Raw genomic sequence first — 20,736 nt, 5'->3', positions numbered from 1 at the left:
CCTACGCGGAGACTGCGCCGCCCAGTTGTTGTAAAGTGGCTTCCAGTGCCAGGCGTAGTAGCTCGCGGTCATGGCGATAAGGAATATCTTTAGCTTCCAGCGGCTGCTGGACAATAATTCGATCTGTTACGCCACTGATATCAATCTGTGGGCTGACAATTGCCGCATCAATAATTTTGCGGCCAATTTTGCTCTCCATAATAGCCAGTTTTTCTTGCAGTGAGAGCGCCGCCGCCGCCACACTTAGTTCGCGTCCCAGATTGCCAATATAGATCATACTGGCAGAGCTGCGGCGTAAAGCTTGGGTTAAATCATCCAGCAGCAGCAGTGGCATCAGGCTGGTTAAAAAGCTGCCGGGGCCGATCAGAATGACATCTGCCTGACCAATGGCTTCGATTGCCTCCCGCGTCGCGTGGACATGAGGTGACAACAGCATCTCTTGCGGCATCTGAGCCAATTGGTCGATATTCACCTCACCATAAACCGGGTGTCCTTCACTATCGATAGCCAGCAAATCTACCGGGTGTTCGGACATCGGGATGAGCCAGGAATCCACTTTCAGCAAACTACGCACCAGATTGATAGCTTCAATTGGCCGGATACTAAGATGATCCAGTGCTTTGAGCATTAGGTTTCCCAGATTGTGACCCGCCAATTCACCATTACCGGTAAATCGGTATTCGAACATTGCAGACGCCACACTTGGCTCAGTAATCAATTGATTAAGGCAGTTTCGGGTATCGCCCCAGGCAATTCCGCCTTCTGAACGGCGTATGCGCCCGGTCGAACCGCCATTATCGGTGGTGGTAACAATACCTGTCAGGCGCGAGCCTAAAGGGGAGAGGGCTGACATCACTCGGCCCAGTCCATGACCGCCGCCTAATGCAACCACCCGATCGAGATCCGCTAATGTGCGATTTCGCATATTTTTCCTGTCTAAATATTGTTGCTTGGTTCTAATTACGGATACCCGCCATCTTTTAAATTGTAGGTGCCTTTGTGCACCTTGAAATCTATTGGGTATCGCTAATGGTGGAATTGCTGCATAAGTTAACGGATTTGTCGCGACAACGCGATAAAAGCTATAATTTTCGTGATTTTAAACAAGGTATTAGCCGCCAGTTAAATGAGTATCATTACTGATGGGTGTATTAGTTAAGTCGTTGTATATTAAAATATATAGCGAAAAACTGCGATTGGCTATCCTGTCGTTTTAGCGTTAGAATCTTGAGGAAAAGTAGGGTTTTTAGCGTGTTGCTGCTGTTATTGACTCCACTTTTTAAAACCATGGTTCAGCTGCAGTACGCAAACTGTGACTGAACATAAACTCCTAGCCTTGGTGTCTACGTTGTCCCGTGTCGCGAATACGCTTTTCGTTTACCGGCAATATGATGCTCTGGCCGTGGCTTTAGCCACCAGGGTGCGAGGTAGAAATGCCTGCATCTCCCGTATTTGGAAAGGTGTTATGGTACAACTTACTGACGCATTTGCGCGCAAGTTCTATTATTTGCGCCTATCGATCACCGACGTGTGCAACTTTCGCTGCACCTACTGCCTGCCGGATGGCTATCGCCCCGACGGGCTAAAAAGTTTTCTGAACCTTGACGAAATAAGCCGCGTTAGCCGTGCCTTTGCTCTGTTGGGCACAGAAAAAATCCGCTTAACCGGCGGTGAACCCTCTATGCGGCGTGATTTCACCGATATTATTGCCACTATCCGGCAAAATCCTGCGATCCGCACATTGGCGGTGACCACCAATGGTTACCGTTTAGCGCGTGATGCTGCACAATGGCGGGAAGCAGGGCTGACGGCGATTAACGTCAGTGTCGATAGCCTCGATCCACGGCAATTTCATGCCATCACTGGGCAAGATAAATTTCATCAAGTCATGCAAGGCATTGATGCGGCCTTTGAGGCCGGTTTTGACAAAGTCAAAATCAATGCCGTGCTGATGCGCGATGTCAACGATCGCAATTTGAGCGCCTTCCTTAATTGGATAAAACCGCGACCGATCCAACTGCGATTTATTGAACTGATGGAAACCGGCGAAGGCGGTAATCTGTTCCGCAAGCATCATCTCTCCGGTGGCGTCATTCGCCAGCAATTACTCCAGCAAGGTTGGCAGCAGAAAGAGCGTGCGCGCAGTGATGGCCCGGCTCAGGTATTCCATCACCCTGATTACTTGGGGGAAGTGGGGCTGATTATGCCGTATGAAAAAGAGTTCTGCGCCAGCTGTAACCGCTTGCGTGTTTCAGCGCTAGGGAATCTGCATCTATGCTTATTTGGCGAACAGGGCATTACGCTGCGTGATCTGCTGGGTAGCGACGACCAGCAAGATGAGTTGATGGCGCGGATCCAGAGTGCACTGCAAACCAAGAAGCAGACCCATTTTTTGCATCAGGGCAATAGCGGCATTACGCAGAACTTATCGTTTATTGGTGGCTGATGCCCTAAAACGTCAGCACTAAGGATTGACTTATGACACAACTGACCCACATCAACGCCGCAGGCGAAGCTCACATGGTGGATGTGTCCGCCAAAGCCGAGACCGTGCGCGAAGCGCGTGCGGAAGCTTTTGTTGAGATGCAGGCGGCGACACTGGCAATGATTATTGAGGGTAGCCACCACAAAGGTGACGTGTTTGCCACTGCACGAATTGCCGGCATCCAAGCCGCCAAGCGCACTTGGGAACTGATCCCCCTGTGTCATCCACTACTGCTGACCAAAGTGGAGGTCCAACTGGAAGCACAGCCAGAGCACAACCGGGTGCGTATTGAGTCCTGCTGTCGCCTGACCGGTAAAACCGGAGTTGAAATGGAAGCCCTGACGGCGGCTTCAGTGGCGGCGCTGACCATTTACGATATGTGCAAAGCGGTACAAAAAGATATGATAATTGGCCCGGTTCGCCTGCTGGCGAAAAGTGGCGGGAAATCCGGCGATTTTAAGGTGAACCCATGATTCAGATCCTCTTTTTTGCTCAAATACGTGAATTGGTGGGGACCGACCGCCTACAACTGGCCGCAGAGTTTCCCACCGTCGAAGCACTGCGACAGTCGCTGTGTCAACGGGGTGAACGCTGGCAGTTAGCACTTGAAGAGGGCAAGTTGCTCACGGCGGTGAACCAATCATTGGTTAGCGCCCAGCATCCACTGGTGGCGGGTGATGAAGTGGCCTTCTTCCCACCGGTAACAGGGGGTTGATGATGGATCACACGCGAATTTACGTTGGGCCTGAAGTGTTTAACGTCGGCGATGAATATCATTGGTTATCGCAGTGTGATGAAGACGGTGCAGTGGTGACCTTTACCGGCAAAGTGCGCAACCACAATTTGGGTGAGAGTGTCAGTGCATTGACGCTGGAACACTACCCCGGCATGACAGAAAAAGCCCTGGCTGACATTATTGCCGAGGCTCGCAGCCGTTGGACCCTGCAGCGGGTCGCCGTGATCCACCGCGTCGGGCCACTGTTCCCTGGTGATGAAATCGTCTTTGTCGGCGTGACCAGTGCTCATCGTGGCATGGCGTTTGATGCAGCTGAATTCATTATGGATTACCTTAAAACGCGTGCGCCTTTTTGGAAGCGAGAAGCTACTGCGCAGGGTGAACGTTGGGTTGAATCGCGGGACAGTGATCATGCTGCCGCCGGGCGCTGGTAAATCGTACGTAAACCCATGTAAAGATCAGCGCTAAATACCTATTTTTACTCCCTTGTTTAGGGTAGTTCTGTGGTAACCTAAAAGAGTCGGTGGGCTGTCAATTGATAGCCTGTTTCATTATTTATATGCATAAGGTAACTACCATGGATCGCTATCCACGCTCTAATGGTTCTATTGTCGAACGTGCCAACACTGGCATTCAGGCATATATGGCGCAGGTATACGGCTGGATGACCTGTGGTCTGTTATTAACGGCGGTTGTCGCCTGGTACGCAGCGAATACCCCTGCGGCACTTAACTTTATCTTCTCTAGCCAAATCACCTTTTTCGGGCTGATTATTGCTCAGTTAGGTTTGGTGTTTGTGATTTCTGGCATGGTTAATCGCCTGAGTGGTTCGATGGCAACCAGCTTGTTTATGCTCTATTCCGCGTTAACGGGTCTGACACTCTCCAGTGTATTGATCATGTATACCGGTGCTTCCATAGCCAGCACCTTTATCATTTGTGCGGGCATGTTTGGCGCGATGAGCTTCTACGGTTACACCACCAAGCGCGATTTGAGCGGCATGGGCAGCATGCTGTTTATGGGCCTGATTGGTATCGTTTTGGCATCGGTTGTTAATATCTGGCTAAAAAGCCCCGCTTTAATGTGGGCAGTCACCTATATCGGCGTGTTGGTGTTTGTTGGCTTGACCGCGTATGACACCCAGAAGCTGAAAAATATGGGTGCACAGTTAGATGCTAATGATAAAGATAGCTTCCGCAAATACTCTATCGTCGGCGCATTGACCCTGTATCTTGATTTTATCAACCTGTTCCTGATGTTGTTGCGGATTTTCGGCAACCGTCGTTAATAAGGCGTCGCCAGTTTAAGCTGGTGGCTTGAGGTTTGAAGAAGGACACCAATCTGGTGTCCTTTGTTTTTTGAGCCAAATATCAACTGAAACCAGAGTTGTTCCCCTGCCAGCTAAACTTAACCCCTTAGGCTATTTTCCGCCTGAACATCCCATACGCCGCACTCCCCGTCGTGGCGGTGATCACCAATAGCGGCCACAAACTGTGCCAGATAATATCGAAACTGGCATCCTTGAGATAAATCTGTTTGGTGATATCAGTAAAGTGACGAATAGGATTGATCCAAGTGATGTTTTGTAGCCAAACCGGCATGTTCTCTACTGGCGAGACATAACCAGAAAGTAGGATCGCCGGCATCATAAATACAAACACGCCGATAAATGCCTGCTGTTGAGTGGAGCACAGCGATGAGATTAGCAAGCCAAAACCCACTAATGACAAACCATAGAGCAGCATAGTGCCGTAAAATAGTGCCAGTGAACCGGCAAACGGGATTTGGTAGAAAAAGATACCAATAAACAACACGATACTTGCCTGGAAGGCGGCAACAATCAGCGCCGGAACGGCCTTGCCGATAAAAATCTGCCAGGTGGTCAGTGGGGAAACCAGCAACTGTTCCAGTGTGCCTTGCTCGCGCTCACGCGCCACAGAGAGTGCAGTCACAATCAGTACGCCGATGGTGGTTATCATCGCAATCAATGACGGAACCACAAACCATTTGTAGTCCAGATTCGGGTTATACCAATTTCGAATTACTAACTCACTGTTATTGGGCTTAATTTGGCCAGCGGTTAGCTCTAGCTGGTAATCACGCACGATTTGCTGAATGTAGTTCGCCGCAATCTGAGCACTATTAGAGCTGCGTCCATCCAGCACTAACTGTAACTGAGTGGTTTTACCGTTCGCCAAATCCGCACTGAATTGTTCCGGGAAGCGAATTAACAGCAGCGCTTTCTGGTTATCAATCACCGGTTGGATCTCTTGTGGGTTGTGCAGTAGTAACACATGGGAAAATGCTTCGGCTTTCGCCAAGCGCTGAGTGAGTTCCACCGAGGCTTTGCCGCTATCTTCGCTGTAAATGGCGATAGTGGCGTTGGTCACTTCCAAAGTGGCGGCGAACGGGAATAAGATCACCTGTAATATCACCGGCATGATTAATATCGCGCGGGTTTGCGGCTCGCGTAGTAGCGACTGCAACTCTTTGATAATCAATGTGTAGAGGCGATGAAACATATTTTGCTTCCTTCTTTTAATCTCACCGATGCTTAATCTAATCTGCGTTGTGTTTTCCATGCCGTCAGGCCGATAAACACAACCGCTGAGGCGATGAGGAACAGGAGATTAACCACCAAAACGGTGCCGATATTTCCCGCCAGGAATAGGGTTTGCAGGCTGCTGACAAAGTAGCGGGCAGGAATGATATAGGTCACAGCGCGCACTATCGCGGGCATACTGTCAATTTCGAAAATAAAGCCCGACAGCATCACCGCCGGCAGAAATGCGGCGTTCAGTGCCACCATGGCCGCATTGAATTGATTGCGGGTGATGGTCGAAATCAGCAGCCCCATTCCCAGCGTGCTGGCTAAAAACAGGCTGGTCATGACGAACAATATCCACAGTGAGCCGCGATAGGGCACGCCCAGGATAAACACCGCCACCACCATGCAGAGTGTCATGGCTATCATGCCGAGGACGTAATAGGGGATAAGCTTTGACAGCAGTAGTTCGCTGCGCGTTACCTGAGTTGACAGCAGCGCCTCCATGGTGCCGCGCTCCCATTCACGGGCGATCACCAGTGAGGTCAGAATTGCACCAATGACCGTCATAATAATGGTGATCGCGCCGGGAATAATGAAGTGTCGGCTGATGGCGGCGGGGTTAAACCAATAACGTACCTGCACCTCAATCAGCGGATCATTTTTTTGCCCCAGATTTTGCGCCTGTTGTTGCTGCCAGAGTTGCCACACGCCTTGCGCGTAGCCTTGCACAAAGTTGGCGGTGTTTGGCTCGCTGCCATCGGTAATCACCTGGATCGGCGCTTGACTCTCTGGCCGCGCCAGTTGCTCGGCAAAATCATTTGGAATGACGATTAAGCCGCGAATTTTCCCCGCTTGCATTGCCTGAATCAGTGCCGGACGATTATCACTGATTTGCGGCGTAATATAGGGTGAGCTGGCAAAGGCGTTCGCCAGATCCTGCGCCGGTTTGCTCTGCTGCTCCATTAAAATGCCGAGGTGCAGTTTGCTGGAGTCCAGGTTGATGCCATAGCCAAAAATAAATAGCAGCAGCAGCGGGATGACGAAGGCAATCAGCCCACTGCTGGGGTCACGCAGAATTTGGCGGGTCTCTTTCCGGCATAAGGCTCGCAGACGACGCCAGGAAAAACCAGTGTCCTGATAAGTTTCGCCTTCATTTACCGACGATGTATTTGCCGACGTTATCGGTAATGGATGTGGCTCGGTCATGACGATTGCTCCTGATCGTTTTGTTGGTCATAACGCTGAACCAACCCGATAAATGCCTCTTCCATTGATGGGTTAAGGATCTCATCAGTGGCCACCTGCTGCTTTAGCTCATCTGGTGTGCCCGCCGCAATAATTTTGCCACGGTAAACCAGCCCGATTCGGTCGCAGTACTCCGCTTCATCCATAAAGTGGGTGGTGACCATGACGGTCACCCCTTTATCGACCATCCCATTGATATGTAGCCAGAATTCGCGGCGAGTCAGCGGGTCGACCCCTGACGTTGGCTCATCAAGAAACAAGATATCCGGTTCATGCATCAAGGCGCAGGCCAGCGCTAGCCGCTGCTTAAACCCTAGTGGCAGCGAGTCCGGTGTTTGCTTAAGAATTGGCGTAAAATTAAAGGCTGAGGTCATATCTGCTATTTTGTCGCGCTGCGTTTTGCCCCGCAGGCCATAAACGCCAGAGAAAAATTTTAGATTTTGTTCAACCGTCAGATTGCCGTACAGCGAGAATTTTTGCGCCATATAGCCCAAATGTTGCCGCGCCTTACCGGAGCTGGTTTTCAGATCCATTCCCAGCACCAATGCATTACCGGAACTTGGCACCAGCAGGCCACACATCATTTTAAAGGTGGTTGATTTACCGGCACCATTTGGCCCAAGTAAGCCAAAAATCTCACCGCGCTTCACCTTAAAATTCACATGGTCGGTGGCGGCGAAATCACCAAATTTTTTGGTTAACTCTTGGGCTTCAATTACCATTTCATCGTGGCTGCCTTCCACTTTCGGCATGATTTTCGCCAGTGCCGACTCACTGGCCGGGCCACCGCCCAACAAGTCGATAAAGGCATCTTCAAAGCGGGGTTCAGCCTCCATCATCTCGGCATTGGGCTGATTGAGCAGGGGCAGTAGTTGGCGGTGATCGACCTCCGGTTTGAGGATCAACCGCACATATCTCCCCTGAATAACCCCGTCACTGACCTGTGGCAAGGTGAGGGCGTGTTGCAACAGTTTGCGGTGGGTGCCCGTTTGGGCTGCCACCAAAATTGTCCGGCCACTCATGCGCTGGGTTAGACGCTGCGGCGCACCGCTATACAGCAATTTGCCCTCATTCAGCAGCAAGACTTCGCGGCACTGCTCCGCTTCATCCAAATAGGAGGTGCTCCAGAGGATGAGCATACCGTCGCTCGCCAGCTCATGCACCATGCGCCATAACTCGCGGCGCGAGATGGGGTCGACCCCCACCCCCGGCTCATCAAGGAGCAAAACTTTAGGTTGACCGACCAGAGTACAGGCCAGACCCAGCTTCTGTTTCATCCCGCCGGACAGTTTGCCCGCTAATCGTTCAGTAAAGCGGGTCAAATCAGTAAAGGTTAGCAGGCGTTCAAATGTCTGGCGGCGTTGTTCGCCGATCACCCCGCGCAGATCGGCATATAGCGTCAGGTTCTCCATCACCGTGAGATCTTCATATAAACCAAACTTCTGCGGCATATAGCCGAGAATTGAGTGTAACTGTCGATCGTTTTCCAGTGGATCGAGGCCCACGACTGTTATCTTGCCCTGACTGGGTTTGAGTAAGCCGGCCAACATACGCAGCAAGGTGGTTTTACCGGCCCCATCTGGCCCGACTAAACCGGTGACCGCGCCACTGCGGATCTCCGTCGTCAGGCTGGCGACAGCAGGGCTTTCCAGTCCGGGGAAGCGCTTTTCAACGCCATCCAGAGTAATGAGATGCTGGATTCCATTCATCGCTTATGCCGCCTTAAGGTTGTGCAAAACGGACGGTGACCGGCATACCTTGTCGTAGCGACTCATCAGCGTCTGTGATGATAATTCGCAAGCGATAAACCAGGTCGGTGCGCAAATCCGGCGTTTCGACACTTTTAGGGGTAAATTCGGCGGTCGGCGACACGAAACCTATCTTGCCGTGATAGGGCTTATCCGGGCGTCCATCGGTGAAAACTTCCACCTGTGTACCGGGGATGGCTTTATCTAAGTTGCGCTCGCTGACATAGGCGCGCACCCAGACCGGATCGGTCAGTGAGAGGGTAAAGACAGTATTGCTGGCGGATAAAATGGTCCCCGGTTCAACCGCACGGGTCAACACAGTGCCTGCTGATGGGGAGAGTAGGGTGGTGTCTTGCAGATTGAGCTGGGCTTGGGCCAGTTCAGCCTCAGCCTGGGCCAGATTGGCCTCGGCCTGAGCAATTTCTTGTGGACGGTTACCACTTAAATATTGAGCGAGCTTATCTTTCGACGCTTGCAGATTGGCCTGCGCCTGATTACGCGCGGTGCGGGCATTTTCCAGCTCGTTAGCGGAGGTGGCTTTGCTGGCCCACAACCCCTGTTGCCGTTTCAGGAAGCTATCGGCGTAACTGAAGGCGGCCTCACGTTGGGAAACCTCAGATTTCACCTGCGCTATCTCTTCGTCGCGGTAGCCCGCTTTCAGCAATGCCAGCTGTGCCTGCGCACTTTGCACATTGGCTTGCGCCTGTTTGAGCGCATTGAGATAAGGGCCGTCATCCAGTTTCCCCAGCAGTTGCCCCGGCTGGATCTCATCCCCTTCATCCACCGCCAGTGATGCCAGACGGCCACCGACTCGAAAGCCCAGATTCACCGTGCGGATATCCACATTGCCGTATAAGGTTAATGATGAGTCGTGTTGCTGACGATAATAACTCCATCCGTAAGCCATCGCCGCCAACAGGGCGATAACAACAACGGCCACTATAATCTTCTTGCGATTCATAATGCTCCCTATCTGTTACTGATTTTTATCATCACAGTTATGATCTTTATGGAAAAAATGGTGCAATTTCACGTGGATGCCTTGGCCCGCAATCCATAAAGAAGCAGGTCAATATGTTCGATAAGTACCTGATTAATCATCTCAATTTCAGCCTGGCCCATCTCCTGCCAACCCGCTTGTCGGCGGATCGTCTCCCGCCCCATACGAAAAGCTAAAACCTCACCAATCAATGCATGGGTATGAAGAATGGTTTTAGTCGCACTGGGATCAGCGCCAATGAATGCGGCCAGTAGCAGGTTCAATTTTTGGTGTAATGGGGCAATGGCTTGAGCATGAATCAGCGGGTAGGCCTCACTGGGCGAAAGTTGCTCGCGCGCCATGATTTTGCTTATATTTAAGGTTTCTGGCTGTGTCATTAAGTGGCTGAATTCCAGTAATCCACGGCGAATATAGTGCAACTGTTGCTCGGCCGTTTGATCCTGAAGGGGGCGCTGGAGGAATTGGTTAATCTCCTGCGCCAATGGCGAAAACGCCTGCTGGATAAAATCAGCAATTTGCTGAGCCACCGCCAGATACAAACCCTCTTTGGAGTTGAAATAGTAAGTGATGGCGGCGATGTTCTGACCCGCCCGCTGTGCAATATCTCGTGTCGTCGCGCCTTTCAGGCCCAGTTCACCGAATAGTTCGGTTGCTGCCTGAATCAATTGCTGACGTGCTTGCTCACCACGGCTGGTCACTGGCACAGATGATGTTACGGCATGAGGGGTGGAATGGGACATAGGCTCCCTACTCGGTCAACGGGTTTTATACCAATATCATTTACGCCAATATTAATAGACTGGCAAAGAATAAATCAATCATATGATTAACTTTAGGCTCACCTTGAGAGTCTGTAAAGTTATGGCGCGTCAAAGCCCTATTTTTGTGAGCTGAGCTGGATTAATAGCCAGTAATAAGTCAGTTTTTCTGAGGTATGTCGCATTAAAAAACTGAATAAACGTGTAAATATCCCTTTTCTTGCTAAACATCTGTTATAATCAGCCGCAATGGTGCACTGCAGTTTGTGCCAATCCTCGTGGTAATGCCTCAATTCATGCCTCGTCTGATAATCTTCCCTTGAAACTGCACCTGACGATATCGCCGGGATTGGGAAGATCTGGAGCTTCTCGTAATATGTCATTTGATTCTCTCGGCCTAAACGCCGACATCCTGCGTGCTGTTGAAGAGCAGGGCTATCTTGTGCCGACGCCAATACAGCGTCAGGCAATCCCTGTGGTACTGGAAGGCCGTGATTTAATGGCCAGTGCACAAACCGGTACCGGTAAAACGGCGGGTTTCACCTTGCCGCTGTTGCAACTGCTTAACCAGAACCAAGAACCAATTAAAGGTCGTCGCCCGGTGCGCGCGTTGATTTTAACGCCAACCCGTGAACTGGCTGCGCAGATTGACGAAAACGTACAGAGTTACAGCAAATACCTGAAGCTGCGTTCGCTGGTGGTATTTGGTGGCGTTAGCATTAACCCACAGATGATGAAATTGCGTGGTGGCGTCGATATCCTGGTCGCCACCCCAGGCCGCTTACTGGATCTGGAACATCAGAACGCTGTTGACCTCTCCAAGATTGAGATTTTGGTGTTGGACGAAGCTGACCGCATGTTGGATATGGGCTTTATTCACGATATTCGTCGTGTATTGGCTAAACTGCCAGCTAAACGCCAGAATCTGCTGTTCTCCGCCACCTTCTCTGATGAGATTAAAGGTTTGGCCAGCAAGCTGTTGCACAACCCGGTCTCGGTTGAAGTGGCTCGCCGTAATACGGCTTCTGAGCAAATCACCCAAAGCGTTCATTTTGTGGATAAAAACCGCAAACGTGAGTTGCTGTCTCAGATGATTGGCGAAGGCAACTGGCAGCAAGTGTTGGTGTTTAACCGCACTAAGCACGGCGCGAACCATTTGGCTGAACAGCTGAATAAAGACGGCATCACTGCCGCCGCTATTCACGGCAATAAGAGCCAGGGCGCACGTACTCGTGCACTGGCTGATTTTAAAGATGGCAAAATCCGGGTGCTGGTAGCGACTGATATCGCTGCACGTGGTCTGGATATCGATCAGTTACCTCATGTGGTTAACTATGAGTTGCCGAACGTACCAGAAGATTACGTGCACCGTATTGGGCGTACTGGTCGTGCGGAGCGTACCGGTGAAGCGATTTCACTGGTTTGCGTTGATGAGCACAAACTACTGCGTGATATCGAACGTTTACTGAAACGTGAAATTCCACGCATTGCACTGGAAGGCTATGAGCCGGACCCAAGCATTAAAGCTGATCCGATTCAAAATGGTCGTCAGGGCCGTGGTGCGCAACGTCCTGGTATGGGCCGTGGTAGCAGTGCGGGTCGTCCACAAAATGGTGGTGGTGCAGCAGGTCGCGGCGATAGCCGTAACAGCCGTCCGCGCAGCCAGGCTGATGGTCAACGCCGTCCAGCTGGCCCGTCCTCTCGCGGACGTAGCCGCAATCCGGGCGAATAAGCTGTAAATGCTATTTGCTGATGAAACCGCTTCTTTGAGGCGGTTTTTTTTCATCTCAATCACCGCAACCAAGCCGTTATTCCTTGTTTTACGCCACTATTCCCCCGTATTATTGCCGATCTTTTTTGCAGTTATACTGAGTGGAATTTATAGTCAGGGCCGCTAAGTGTGATGGTACGGATAATGGATCAGGATAATTAGCATGCGGGTAATATTGGCACCGATGGAAGGTGTATTAGATTCACTGGTGCGCCAATTACTCAGTGAAGTGAATGATTATGACCTTTGTATCACCGAGTTCTTGCGGGTGGTCGATCAACTCTTGCCGGCAAAATCCTTCTACCGCCTGTGCCCAGAGTTGCATAATCAAAGCCGTACGCAGTCAGGCACATTAGTTCGTATCCAATTACTGGGCCAGTATCCAAATTGGCTGGCGGAAAACGCGGCTCGTGCAGTTGAACTTGGCTCATATGGCGTAGATTTAAACTGTGGTTGTCCTTCAAAACTGGTCAACGGCAGTGGCGGTGGGGCCACGTTGCTAAAAGATCCTGAACTGATTTATCAGGGGGCAAAAGCGATGCGTGAAGCGGTACCGGCGCATTTACCTGTTACTGTCAAAATCCGCTTAGGTTGGGATTCTGGTGATCGTCAGTTTGAAATTGCCGATGCTGTGCAGCAAGCCGGTGCGACCGAACTGGCAGTGCATGGCCGAACCAAAGAAGATGGCTATCAGGCTGAACGGATCAATTGGCAAGCAATTGGTGAAATCCGTCAGCGCCTCACTATTCCGGTGATCGCCAATGGTGAAATCTGGGATTACCAGAGCGCTCAAGAGTGCATGAGTGTCACTGGCTGTGATGCGGTGATGCTAGGGCGCGGTGCGCTGAATGTGCCTAATCTGAGTCGAGTTGTTAAGTATAACGAACCGCGTATGCCGTGGCCGGAAGTGGTCAAATTACTGCAAAAATATGTGCAGTTGGAAAAGCAGGGCGATACCGGTTTGTATCATGTGGCGCGCATCAAACAGTGGTTAGGTTATCTGCGTAAAGAGTATCCCGAAGCGACGAATTTATTCAGTGAAATACGTGCGTTAAAAACCTCGAAAGATATTGCATTATCTATTCAGCGTATTTGATTGACAGACATCTAGATTTGCAGATATCTATTCAGTGTTAGTGCTCAATAATTCAGTAATTACTTGTCCCGCGCGGGAATGTGAAAGTAAACGCTGTTGCAAACGGATTAACTGTGCGTGTTTGCAACAGTCCTATTTCTTAGCTATTAATGATCTTCAAGTCGAATTTTTTTAAGAATTTTACCGAAGCTTACCGTTTTACTACCCACTTTTTTCATTCCATCTTCTGGAAGATAGCTGAACTTAACATAAAGCACTTTACCTTCTGCTTTCTCTTTATGGCTTAAATGCTTAATAACCTGATACATTTCATTTATATCAGAAGGCATACCAGCGGCATCGGTTAAAATAGTGCCTGCCGGAACGAATTTTAACGCCTGCTCGACACTCTTGCTTAACAAGTCATGTAGCGGGAATAAGCCGCTAAAGCGCTTATGTGGCACATAATTTGTGATGCCCATATAAATATCAGGAAGATCTTTAATATTGTTTTCGATACCACGTGTCTCGTTTTTAATCAAAAACGCTGAAATCTCAATTGGGGTGCCGATAAGCACTAAAGGCTTAACGCCACTCCCTTTCTCAGAAAAGAGATAGTCGTTATTACTACTTTTGACTGCTTTTTGTAGATCGCCTCGATCAACGATAAGGCTGTAATATTTCCCTTCTCTTACCACAGGCGCTGGCTCGCGCCATAACGTAATTTCATTGGCAGATGCACAGCCAGCTTCCATTACACCGGCCATAAATAACATTAATGTAACTGTGTTTTTTTTCATCAATAAGTTCCTTCTTAATGTGGTTGCACTATAAAGGTCAATAACTATGACGTAATAATATAATATCTTTATTTAGCATAAGGATAGACAGAGTGAGTATGCTCGTACAGTGAGGTATGATACACGAAATATGCCTACTCCTGAAAGTACCAAAGTAGAGGTAAACATTTTAAATATTAATGATTAAATTTCGAATTAATATCCTGCTATAAATTTTGGCTGTTTGTAATAACAATTAAATAGCATATAGACATGCTAATAAAAGACGTATTACACGCCTTTTGTTATCAATGACAGCGTATAGCTATCTCTTCTTGCGCCCGATAAATTTAGCAATTCCTAGCAGGAATACCGCGCCAACAAGAATCAGTAAAGCATCAACCCAGAATGTCAGTGATGCTAGATTTTCATCATGAATATCAGCTAAACCTGCCGCGATCAAAAATACACCAAAGATAATACCAAAAATTGTTGTTCCCATAGTAATGCCTATAAATCCGAATTATAAAAAAATCATTCTGACAATTATAAGTTAATAATTAATTTAGCAGGATTTTTTTTACTACTATTGAGACCTTGTTTAGGTTTCTGCGGCTAATGGCTGCGCTAATTTACCTCACCGCCATATAATCTACTTAAATTGATCTCCCCAACCAAGGTATATCTAGCGGGTCTTGATTGTTTTATAAACAACCGCTATCGTTCAAAATAGACCTTTCAATCACGGCATACCCTGTTATCACTGAGAAATGTTTACCTTTGGGCAGTGATTAGTCAGCTTTAATCTTTGTAACAATCATTTGAAGAATGTGTGATGCGAAGGGCATTACTGTAATTTATAATGCGCTGGATCAACCACAACCACTCCCAATAACCTATTTAAGCTGATGAACATGCATGTGAAAATCCGTTCTGCACTTTTAAGTATTTTGCTTTTATCTACTGGTATCAGTGCTGCTCCTTTAGCCGTCGCCAGTGGCGGAACGACTGAAACTAAAGGGAAAGCCCCCCTGGAGCTGGCGTCCGGGAGTGCAATGGTGGTTGACCTACAAACAAATAAAGTCATTTATGCTAATAATCCAGATGAGGTCGTACCGATCGCGTCAATCACCAAACTAATGACAGCAATGGTGGTATTGGATGCTAAATTGCCGCTGGATGAAATTATTTCGATCGATATTCATCAAACTAAAGAGATGAAAGGGGTGTTTTCGCGAGTACGTGTAAACAGTGAAATTAGCCGCAAAGATATGCTGCTGCTGGCATTGATGTCGTCAGAAAACCGTGCTGCGGCCAGCTTGGCTCATCACTACCCAGGTGGCTATAACGCATTTATTAACGCAATGAATGCGAAAGCTAAATCTTTGGGAATGACGAGAACACGTTATACCGAACCCACTGGCCTATCGATTAATAATGTATCCACTGCACGTGACCTGACAAAACTATTGATAGCGACCAAACAGTATCCGCTGATTGGGCAGTTGAGTACCACGACAGAGAAAATGGCTACTTTCCGTGAGCCCAATTACACACTGCCTTTCCGTAACACTAACCATTTGGTTTATAATGATAAATGGAATATTCAGCTAACAAAAACAGGTTTTACTAATCAGGCTGGGCACTGCCTGGCGATGCGTACTGTCATTGGCAGTCGTCCCGTGGCACTCGTCGTGTTAGATGCTTTTGGCAAATATACCCATTTTGCTGATGCAAACCGCCTACGTAGCTGGATGGAAACTGGCAAAGCCGCGCCAATACCCGGTGCGGCGAAAAGTTACCGCCAACAAAAAGATAGCCAGGCACGCCTAGCTCAGGTCTTAGAATAAGCATCACAAGAGAATTGAATGGCGGAGTCTGCAGCCAGGGCTGTAAATTCTTCCTATAGCTTTAGTCTGAATGGCGACAATATATGTCTGGCACTGGTATGACACTTTATTCAATGCGACAGGTATTATGCGATAGATGGGTATCACTCTCAGTGCCGTCATTTTTCTTGCCAGTATTTTAATTTTGAAGTTTTGCCGATCCCCGGATTAAAGCTATTGGTTGGATCTATCTGCTGATAAAAGGCCTTCAATGTGGGTTTTGCTATATAAAGATGCCCGACATTATGCTCAGCTGGGTATTCCGCACCTTTGTCACTCAATAGTGCCAGCATCTTTTGTTTTAATGCTTGGGTATCGACGCCTTTCTTCACAATATAATCCTGATGGAAAACATGGCACAGGAAATGGCCATAATAGAGCTTGGCGACCAGACATTGATCTATTTCTGGCGGAAGTGTCTCAAACCACTGCTCTTCATTGCGTCGTAAAGCAATATCCAGTGCCAGAATATCTTCCACTTTGTCGGCGTGAACCGCGTGATAGCGCACCGCTGCACCTGCGGCTGCAAATCGGTGTAAAAACGCCTTTTTACCCTCCTCAGCGGTGCAGGTGATAAAGTTACCCTCAGCAGTGGCAAAAAAGGTTTTCAAAAATTGCTGTGCTTCCTCTATGCCTCTGCCTGACATTTTAAGCATCAGATGATGCTCATATTTATTACGATACATCTTAAGGCGTTTAGGTAAATGATTAGGCAGTATCTGGCTGAAACCCTGCATTATCCGATCAGTTAAGTGGTCGATAAGAAAAGGAACTTTACTTAGGCGGGCATCAATTTTACCTTTTAAGGTAAAAAAGCGGGGGATGTTATTGGTACCCATACTATTGATCATCACAAAAGTATCTTTGCCGTACACTTCGGCAATATCAAAAATATCGCGATGCATATATTCACCAGCTACCGGTAAGTGCTTGAAGTCACGTAAAATAGCACGACGTAATTCAGTCAATACCTGAGTTTGATTGGTGCCGATATAAAAGACTTGCTGCTGTTTTTCACTTGGAAAGGTATCCAACCGCACTGCAAATACCGCTAATTTACCGGCACATCCAGAAGCTTCAAATAATCGTCTGGGATCGGCATTAAAGCGGGAAGGGGTCGGCGCATCAATATCTCGCACTCGAGTGGCATATTCGTGGTCTGAGGTTTGTTGTGTACCCTGCATAATATCACTGGCTCGGTATTTACCTCGTTCCAGACATTGCAGAATTTCTTCTGGTGTATTGCCTAAATTGATCCCTAAGTGATTAATTAACTGTAATTCACCTTGCGCATCAATTTGTGCATACAGTGCCATTTCAGTGTATGCCGGCCCTCGTTGGACCAAAGATCCCCCCGAGTTATTACAAATACCGCCAACTACGGAAGCGCCGATACAAGATGAACCAATCACCGAATGCGGTTCACGCTCATAAGGTTTCAGCAATTTCTCCAACTGATTCAGAGTGCTACCAGGAAAACCAATGACTTGTTTTCCATCATTCAATAATTGAATTTGATTGAGGCGTAAAGTATTCAGTATGACAATCGGTCTGTCGTAATCATTGCCGCTGGGTGTGGAACCTTCAGTCAACCCGGTATTTGCTGCTTGCATGATAACAATAGTATCGGCAGCCACACAGAGTTGTAGTAGCTGCCATTGCTGCCATAACGTTGAAGGGAATACGACTGCGAGGGCTGCTCCTACTCCGGACCGGAACCCCCTACGATATCGCTCGGTTTGCCGTTCGCTGGTGAGCAAGTAACGTGCACCCACAATCTGCTGTAATTGATTCAACAAGGTTTGCGTTTTTTCATCATTGGCGTGATTCATTGGTGCGGTTCTCTGTAGTGACATTGACTTTTTATATCATTGGGCATTACACCCGTGTTCAGATTCATATGAAACAGATATATTAGTGCCATGAAGTAAACATGAGGCAGGAGAGGCTTTCTCGATAAATCGTTTGCTTTGTGAGCTGCCTCACATTATTAGTACTTAAACGGCTTTCAGTCATAATTATTATCACCGCTCAAGTATTAACAATATTAATGATTTAGTCAGGCAGTGATTCGATAAATATGGGCTTGCTAGCTCCCTCAATATTTTGATAATAATTTTGATCATTGTACGATGAGGTATAGGATCGGACTTAATCATTACACGGATCAGTAAGGTATTTTATGAGTGAGCATTTTGTTGGTAAATATGAAGTTGAGTTAAAGTACCATATATCGAATATCGACCAATTACATGAACAACTGAAAATATATCAAGCCACACCATTTACCCTTAATAATCATGAAAAAGATATCTATCTGGAAGCTAACGGTGGTGATTTGGCGGCGAACAAGATCAGTATGGTTTTACGGGAGATGAATCCATCTGGTATTCGCTTATGGATAATCAAAGGACCAGGATCAGAGCGCTGTGAAGCCAGCAATATTGAAGATATCGATAAAGTGAAAAGCATGTTGGGCACTTTAGGGTATCAACCTGCATTTACACTGGAAAAACAACGGAGTATCTATTTTATTGGGAAGTTTCACGTCACGCTGGATAATTTGGCAGGGCTTGGTGACTTTGCTGAAATCGCCATCATGACTGATGATGCAGCGGCGCTTAATAGTTTGGAGACTGAATGCCAACATTTAGCTGACAAACTAGGATTATTGCCAGAACAGCAGGAGCATCGTTCATACCGGCAATTATTGGGTTTTTAACCAAACCATGCTCATTAAGCAATATTGGTCGCTATTAATTTCGCGACCAAACAGGCTTATTTTTTCATCAATGACTTTAGGTTTGCGAATGGATTGTGGGTTGCTACCCCCTGATCATTCTGGGCGTCATCGCCTGCTATCACTGTTGAACCATATTGATCCGCTTCAGTGTATTTAGAGTGTTCATGATCATGGCAAAAAAGACATAACATCTCCCAATTGCTGCCATCTTCGGGATTGTTACTATGATCATGATCAATATGGTGAACCGTCAATTCTCGCAGATTGGAATAAACAAACTCTCGCGAACATTTACCACAAACCCATGGGAAAATTTTCAGTGCTTTCTCCCGATAACCACTCTCCAGACGGGTGTAATTCTTCGGTATATATGCCATATGAACCTTCAATTTCGCGAAAAATAATGTTGCTATTTTAGCGTGAAATCCAGTTGTAGACTATCAACTATTGATTATAAATATCTCGATGGCGGTCTATAATTACCACGGGCCCACATAGGAAGTTACTGAATCAATTATATAAACAGATACTTTAGATATTAATCGTATTCAGTGGTTTTTGAGACTTTTGCTGATGATTTAACGGGCAAGGGCGTTTTACACTATCAGTAAGTGTTTAGCACCCATGGTGTGACTACCCACATGTTTTACATTATCAGTAAAAGTTATTAGCATGAAATTATCAGTATCCCGCTAATAGACTTACTTTATGGCAGGCATGCAGTGTGTTTCGCCTGAAATCTTTTGCCGAAACAGTTGAGGCGATATGAAAGAATCTGAAGTGCTGGCCGAAGTCAGTAATGAAAACCAGACATTAATAGCCGTGGTGCAGCAGGACCAGCGGGTCGTGTACTTCTATCTCTATCCGCAGGAGGCATTTGAAGAGCGTTTCCCGGTTCGTGCTTGTTGGGTAAGAAATTTGGTTTCCGCGCCCCAATCTGCTGATAATTCTGCCCTTGAACAAGGATTGGCCCCCCGATTAGCGGCCGAGTTTTGCCGTAATGTGGCCGGTGAGGCAGAACTTGATCCACAATTTATTACGATAGTCTGGTCTGAAAGTGATGATGGTGCTGCACTATGGTATCAGGGGCAATTGTTAGCGATTATTCCTGGCTGGAGCTTATATATTGATCACTCCATTTGTTATTCTGCCAGCTGTATTAAAGATAATCCCCTGACATTACCCCTTGGTTCAGCTTCAACCAACACTCAATATGCCAACGCACAAAATACCCGTCAATTTTGGCGGACTTGGCAGCAGGAAGAAGGGAATCCATGGCCCGCATTACAGGCTGAATATATTCAATGCTATGAACAACACTTTGGTCCATCGTTGAAATATTATGCCATCGACCAAGGAAAGTGGCCGCCAATGGCCATTTCTCAGCACGAAAAAGAGGGAATATATTTTTTTCTGACATTGGGGGTCAGTATTCGCCCTCAGCCGTGGGTTGAAATATTATTCAATGATGATGCCGCTAAATATCGGCGTTTGGAGATGGCAATAGCGATAGATGGGCAATATGTTAATGAGGACAATGCTATTCATATGGCCAGCGCTTTGGCTGGGTTCTCTCATGTTCCCTGGAGCAAAATAACCTGGCTAGGGGAGGGGCATACATTGGAGTCGTCAGTTGCCCCTCAGGGCTACGAAGGCTACATTTTATCTTCAGAATTATATGCTGATGCAGACAATCTTACATTGCCCAAACAGCAAGGTGACCCGGTCAATATATATTGGGCCATCCCCATATTTACCAGTGAAAGGGAGTTCGTTCATAGTATGCCAAATGGGGGGATTGATTTGCTGAAAAAGTTACAACAACAGGGTGTTAACCAGATTGTCATACCGCGTCAGCCAGTTATTTGATTTGTGCTGAACATTGCTGATCTGATTTGCAGATTTTGTTATTCGGGTCTTAACTTAATAATGATGATAGTTGCTTAAGCTTGTAATAGT

The 20,736-nt window shown here is 47.6% G+C and carries 20 protein-coding genes and 1 riboswitch; of the genes, 10 read left to right on the top strand and 10 right to left on the bottom strand.

Going from position 1 to position 20,736, the window contains the following annotated elements; translation table 11 throughout:
- Window position 1: 1 nt before the first annotated feature.
- Window positions 2-925 (bottom strand): uridine diphosphate-N-acetylglucosamine-binding protein YvcK, encoded by a 924-nt coding sequence (yvcK, locus tag AACW11_RS15695; RefSeq protein WP_212584713.1) that lies wholly within the window; start codon window positions 923-925, stop codon window positions 2-4.
- A 390-nt stretch (window positions 926-1,315) separates the two neighbouring features.
- Window positions 1,316-1,479, top strand: a riboswitch (molybdenum cofactor riboswitch).
- Between yvcK and moaA the strand changes: the two genes are divergently transcribed.
- The 5 genes from moaA to AACW11_RS15670 all read left to right on the top strand — a co-directional run bounded on the left by moaA (window position 1,466) and on the right by AACW11_RS15670 (window position 4,509).
- On the top strand, window positions 1,466-2,446 hold the full coding sequence (moaA, locus tag AACW11_RS15690) for a GTP 3',8-cyclase MoaA (protein ID WP_212584712.1): 981 nt from the start codon (window positions 1,466-1,468) through the stop codon (window positions 2,444-2,446). It overlaps the preceding riboswitch by 14 nt.
- 32 nt (window positions 2,447-2,478) lie before the next feature.
- Window positions 2,479-2,958 (top strand): cyclic pyranopterin monophosphate synthase MoaC, encoded by a 480-nt coding sequence (gene moaC / locus AACW11_RS15685; protein ID WP_005276766.1) that lies wholly within the window; start codon window positions 2,479-2,481, stop codon window positions 2,956-2,958.
- Complete coding sequence (moaD, locus tag AACW11_RS15680; protein ID WP_212584711.1) at window positions 2,955-3,200, top strand: molybdopterin synthase sulfur carrier subunit; 246 nt, start codon at window positions 2,955-2,957, stop codon at window positions 3,198-3,200. Before moaC ends, moaD begins: the two co-directional genes overlap by 4 nt.
- 2 nt (window positions 3,201-3,202) lie before the next feature.
- Window positions 3,203-3,655, top strand: a complete 453-nt coding sequence (moaE, locus tag AACW11_RS15675; RefSeq protein WP_212584776.1) for a molybdopterin synthase catalytic subunit MoaE — start codon at window positions 3,203-3,205, stop codon at window positions 3,653-3,655.
- A gap of 143 nt (window positions 3,656-3,798) precedes the next feature.
- Entirely contained in the window at window positions 3,799-4,509 is a 711-nt protein-coding gene (locus AACW11_RS15670) for a Bax inhibitor-1/YccA family protein (RefSeq protein ID WP_212584710.1), read from the top strand.
- A gap of 127 nt (window positions 4,510-4,636) precedes the next feature.
- On the opposite strand, the gene AACW11_RS15665 is transcribed toward AACW11_RS15670, so the two are convergent.
- The 5 genes from AACW11_RS15665 to cecR all read right to left on the bottom strand — a co-directional run bounded on the left by AACW11_RS15665 (window position 4,637) and on the right by cecR (window position 10,502).
- Window positions 4,637-5,743: an ABC transporter permease gene (locus AACW11_RS15665; RefSeq protein ID WP_212584709.1), complete on the bottom strand. Its 1,107-nt coding sequence runs from the start codon at window positions 5,741-5,743 to the stop codon at window positions 4,637-4,639.
- A 32-nt stretch (window positions 5,744-5,775) separates the two neighbouring features.
- Window positions 5,776-6,975 carry an ABC transporter permease gene (locus AACW11_RS15660; RefSeq protein ID WP_212584708.1) on the bottom strand — a complete coding sequence of 400 codons (1,200 nt, stop codon included), beginning with the start codon at window positions 6,973-6,975 and terminating at the stop codon, window positions 5,776-5,778.
- On the bottom strand, window positions 6,972-8,723 hold the full coding sequence (locus tag AACW11_RS15655) for an ATP-binding cassette domain-containing protein (protein ID WP_212584707.1): 1,752 nt from the start codon (window positions 8,721-8,723) through the stop codon (window positions 6,972-6,974). The genes AACW11_RS15660 and AACW11_RS15655 overlap by 4 nt, the downstream gene beginning before the upstream one ends.
- A gap of 13 nt (window positions 8,724-8,736) precedes the next feature.
- Window positions 8,737-9,723 carry a secretion protein HlyD gene (gene hlyD / locus AACW11_RS15650; protein WP_212584706.1) on the bottom strand — a complete coding sequence of 329 codons (987 nt, stop codon included), beginning with the start codon at window positions 9,721-9,723 and terminating at the stop codon, window positions 8,737-8,739.
- Window positions 9,724-9,791: 68 nt separating this feature from the next.
- Window positions 9,792-10,502 carry a transcriptional regulator CecR gene (gene cecR, locus AACW11_RS15645; protein ID WP_212584705.1) on the bottom strand — a complete coding sequence of 237 codons (711 nt, stop codon included), beginning with the start codon at window positions 10,500-10,502 and terminating at the stop codon, window positions 9,792-9,794.
- Window positions 10,503-10,896: 394 nt separating this feature from the next.
- Between cecR and rhlE the strand changes: the two genes are divergently transcribed.
- Both rhlE and dusC read left to right on the top strand, forming a co-directional pair.
- Window positions 10,897-12,252, top strand: coding sequence for an ATP-dependent RNA helicase RhlE (gene rhlE / locus AACW11_RS15640; RefSeq protein ID WP_004877142.1), 1,356 nt, complete (start codon window positions 10,897-10,899; stop codon window positions 12,250-12,252).
- Between the two features lie 202 nt (window positions 12,253-12,454).
- Window positions 12,455-13,387: a tRNA dihydrouridine(16) synthase DusC gene (gene dusC, locus AACW11_RS15635; protein WP_212584704.1), complete on the top strand. Its 933-nt coding sequence runs from the start codon at window positions 12,455-12,457 to the stop codon at window positions 13,385-13,387.
- Window positions 13,388-13,533: 146 nt separating this feature from the next.
- On the opposite strand, the gene AACW11_RS15630 is transcribed toward dusC, so the two are convergent.
- On the bottom strand, window positions 13,534-14,166 hold the full coding sequence (locus tag AACW11_RS15630; RefSeq protein WP_212584703.1) for a hypothetical protein: 633 nt from the start codon (window positions 14,164-14,166) through the stop codon (window positions 13,534-13,536).
- Window positions 14,167-14,470: 304 nt separating this feature from the next.
- Window positions 14,471-14,647, bottom strand: coding sequence for a hypothetical protein (locus tag AACW11_RS15625; RefSeq protein WP_212584702.1), 177 nt, complete (start codon window positions 14,645-14,647; stop codon window positions 14,471-14,473).
- A 412-nt stretch (window positions 14,648-15,059) separates the two neighbouring features.
- On the opposite strand from AACW11_RS15625, the gene pbpG reads away from it, so the two are divergent.
- Window positions 15,060-15,995: a D-alanyl-D-alanine endopeptidase gene (gene pbpG / locus AACW11_RS15620; RefSeq protein ID WP_212584701.1), complete on the top strand. Its 936-nt coding sequence runs from the start codon at window positions 15,060-15,062 to the stop codon at window positions 15,993-15,995.
- Window positions 15,996-16,153: 158 nt separating this feature from the next.
- Here the strand turns inward: pbpG and dld are convergent, their stop codons facing one another.
- On the bottom strand, window positions 16,154-17,866 hold the full coding sequence (gene dld / locus AACW11_RS15615; RefSeq protein ID WP_212584775.1) for a D-lactate dehydrogenase: 1,713 nt from the start codon (window positions 17,864-17,866) through the stop codon (window positions 16,154-16,156).
- Between the two features lie 350 nt (window positions 17,867-18,216).
- Between dld and AACW11_RS15610 the strand changes: the two genes are divergently transcribed.
- Window positions 18,217-18,756, top strand: a complete 540-nt coding sequence (locus AACW11_RS15610; RefSeq protein WP_212584700.1) for a class IV adenylate cyclase — start codon at window positions 18,217-18,219, stop codon at window positions 18,754-18,756.
- Between the two features lie 56 nt (window positions 18,757-18,812).
- Here AACW11_RS15610 and yajD read toward each other — a convergent pair whose 3' ends face one another.
- Entirely contained in the window at window positions 18,813-19,154 is a 342-nt protein-coding gene (yajD, locus tag AACW11_RS15605) for an HNH nuclease YajD (protein WP_005189583.1), read from the bottom strand.
- A 388-nt stretch (window positions 19,155-19,542) separates the two neighbouring features.
- Here yajD and AACW11_RS15600 point away from each other — a divergent pair, with 388 nt between their 5' ends.
- A complete protein-coding gene (locus tag AACW11_RS15600) occupies window positions 19,543-20,646 on the top strand; it encodes a suppressor of fused domain protein (protein ID WP_212584699.1) in 1,104 nt (367 codons plus the stop codon).
- The last annotated feature ends 90 nt before the right edge of the window (window positions 20,647-20,736 follow it).

The organism is Yersinia sp. Marseille-Q3913 (assembly GCF_963892745.1).
GTDB classification, from domain to species: domain Bacteria; phylum Pseudomonadota; class Gammaproteobacteria; order Enterobacterales; family Enterobacteriaceae; genus Yersinia; species Yersinia bercovieri.
The sequence above is the reverse complement of the archived record's forward strand: the minus strand, read 5'-3'. Positions and strand labels throughout refer to the sequence as shown.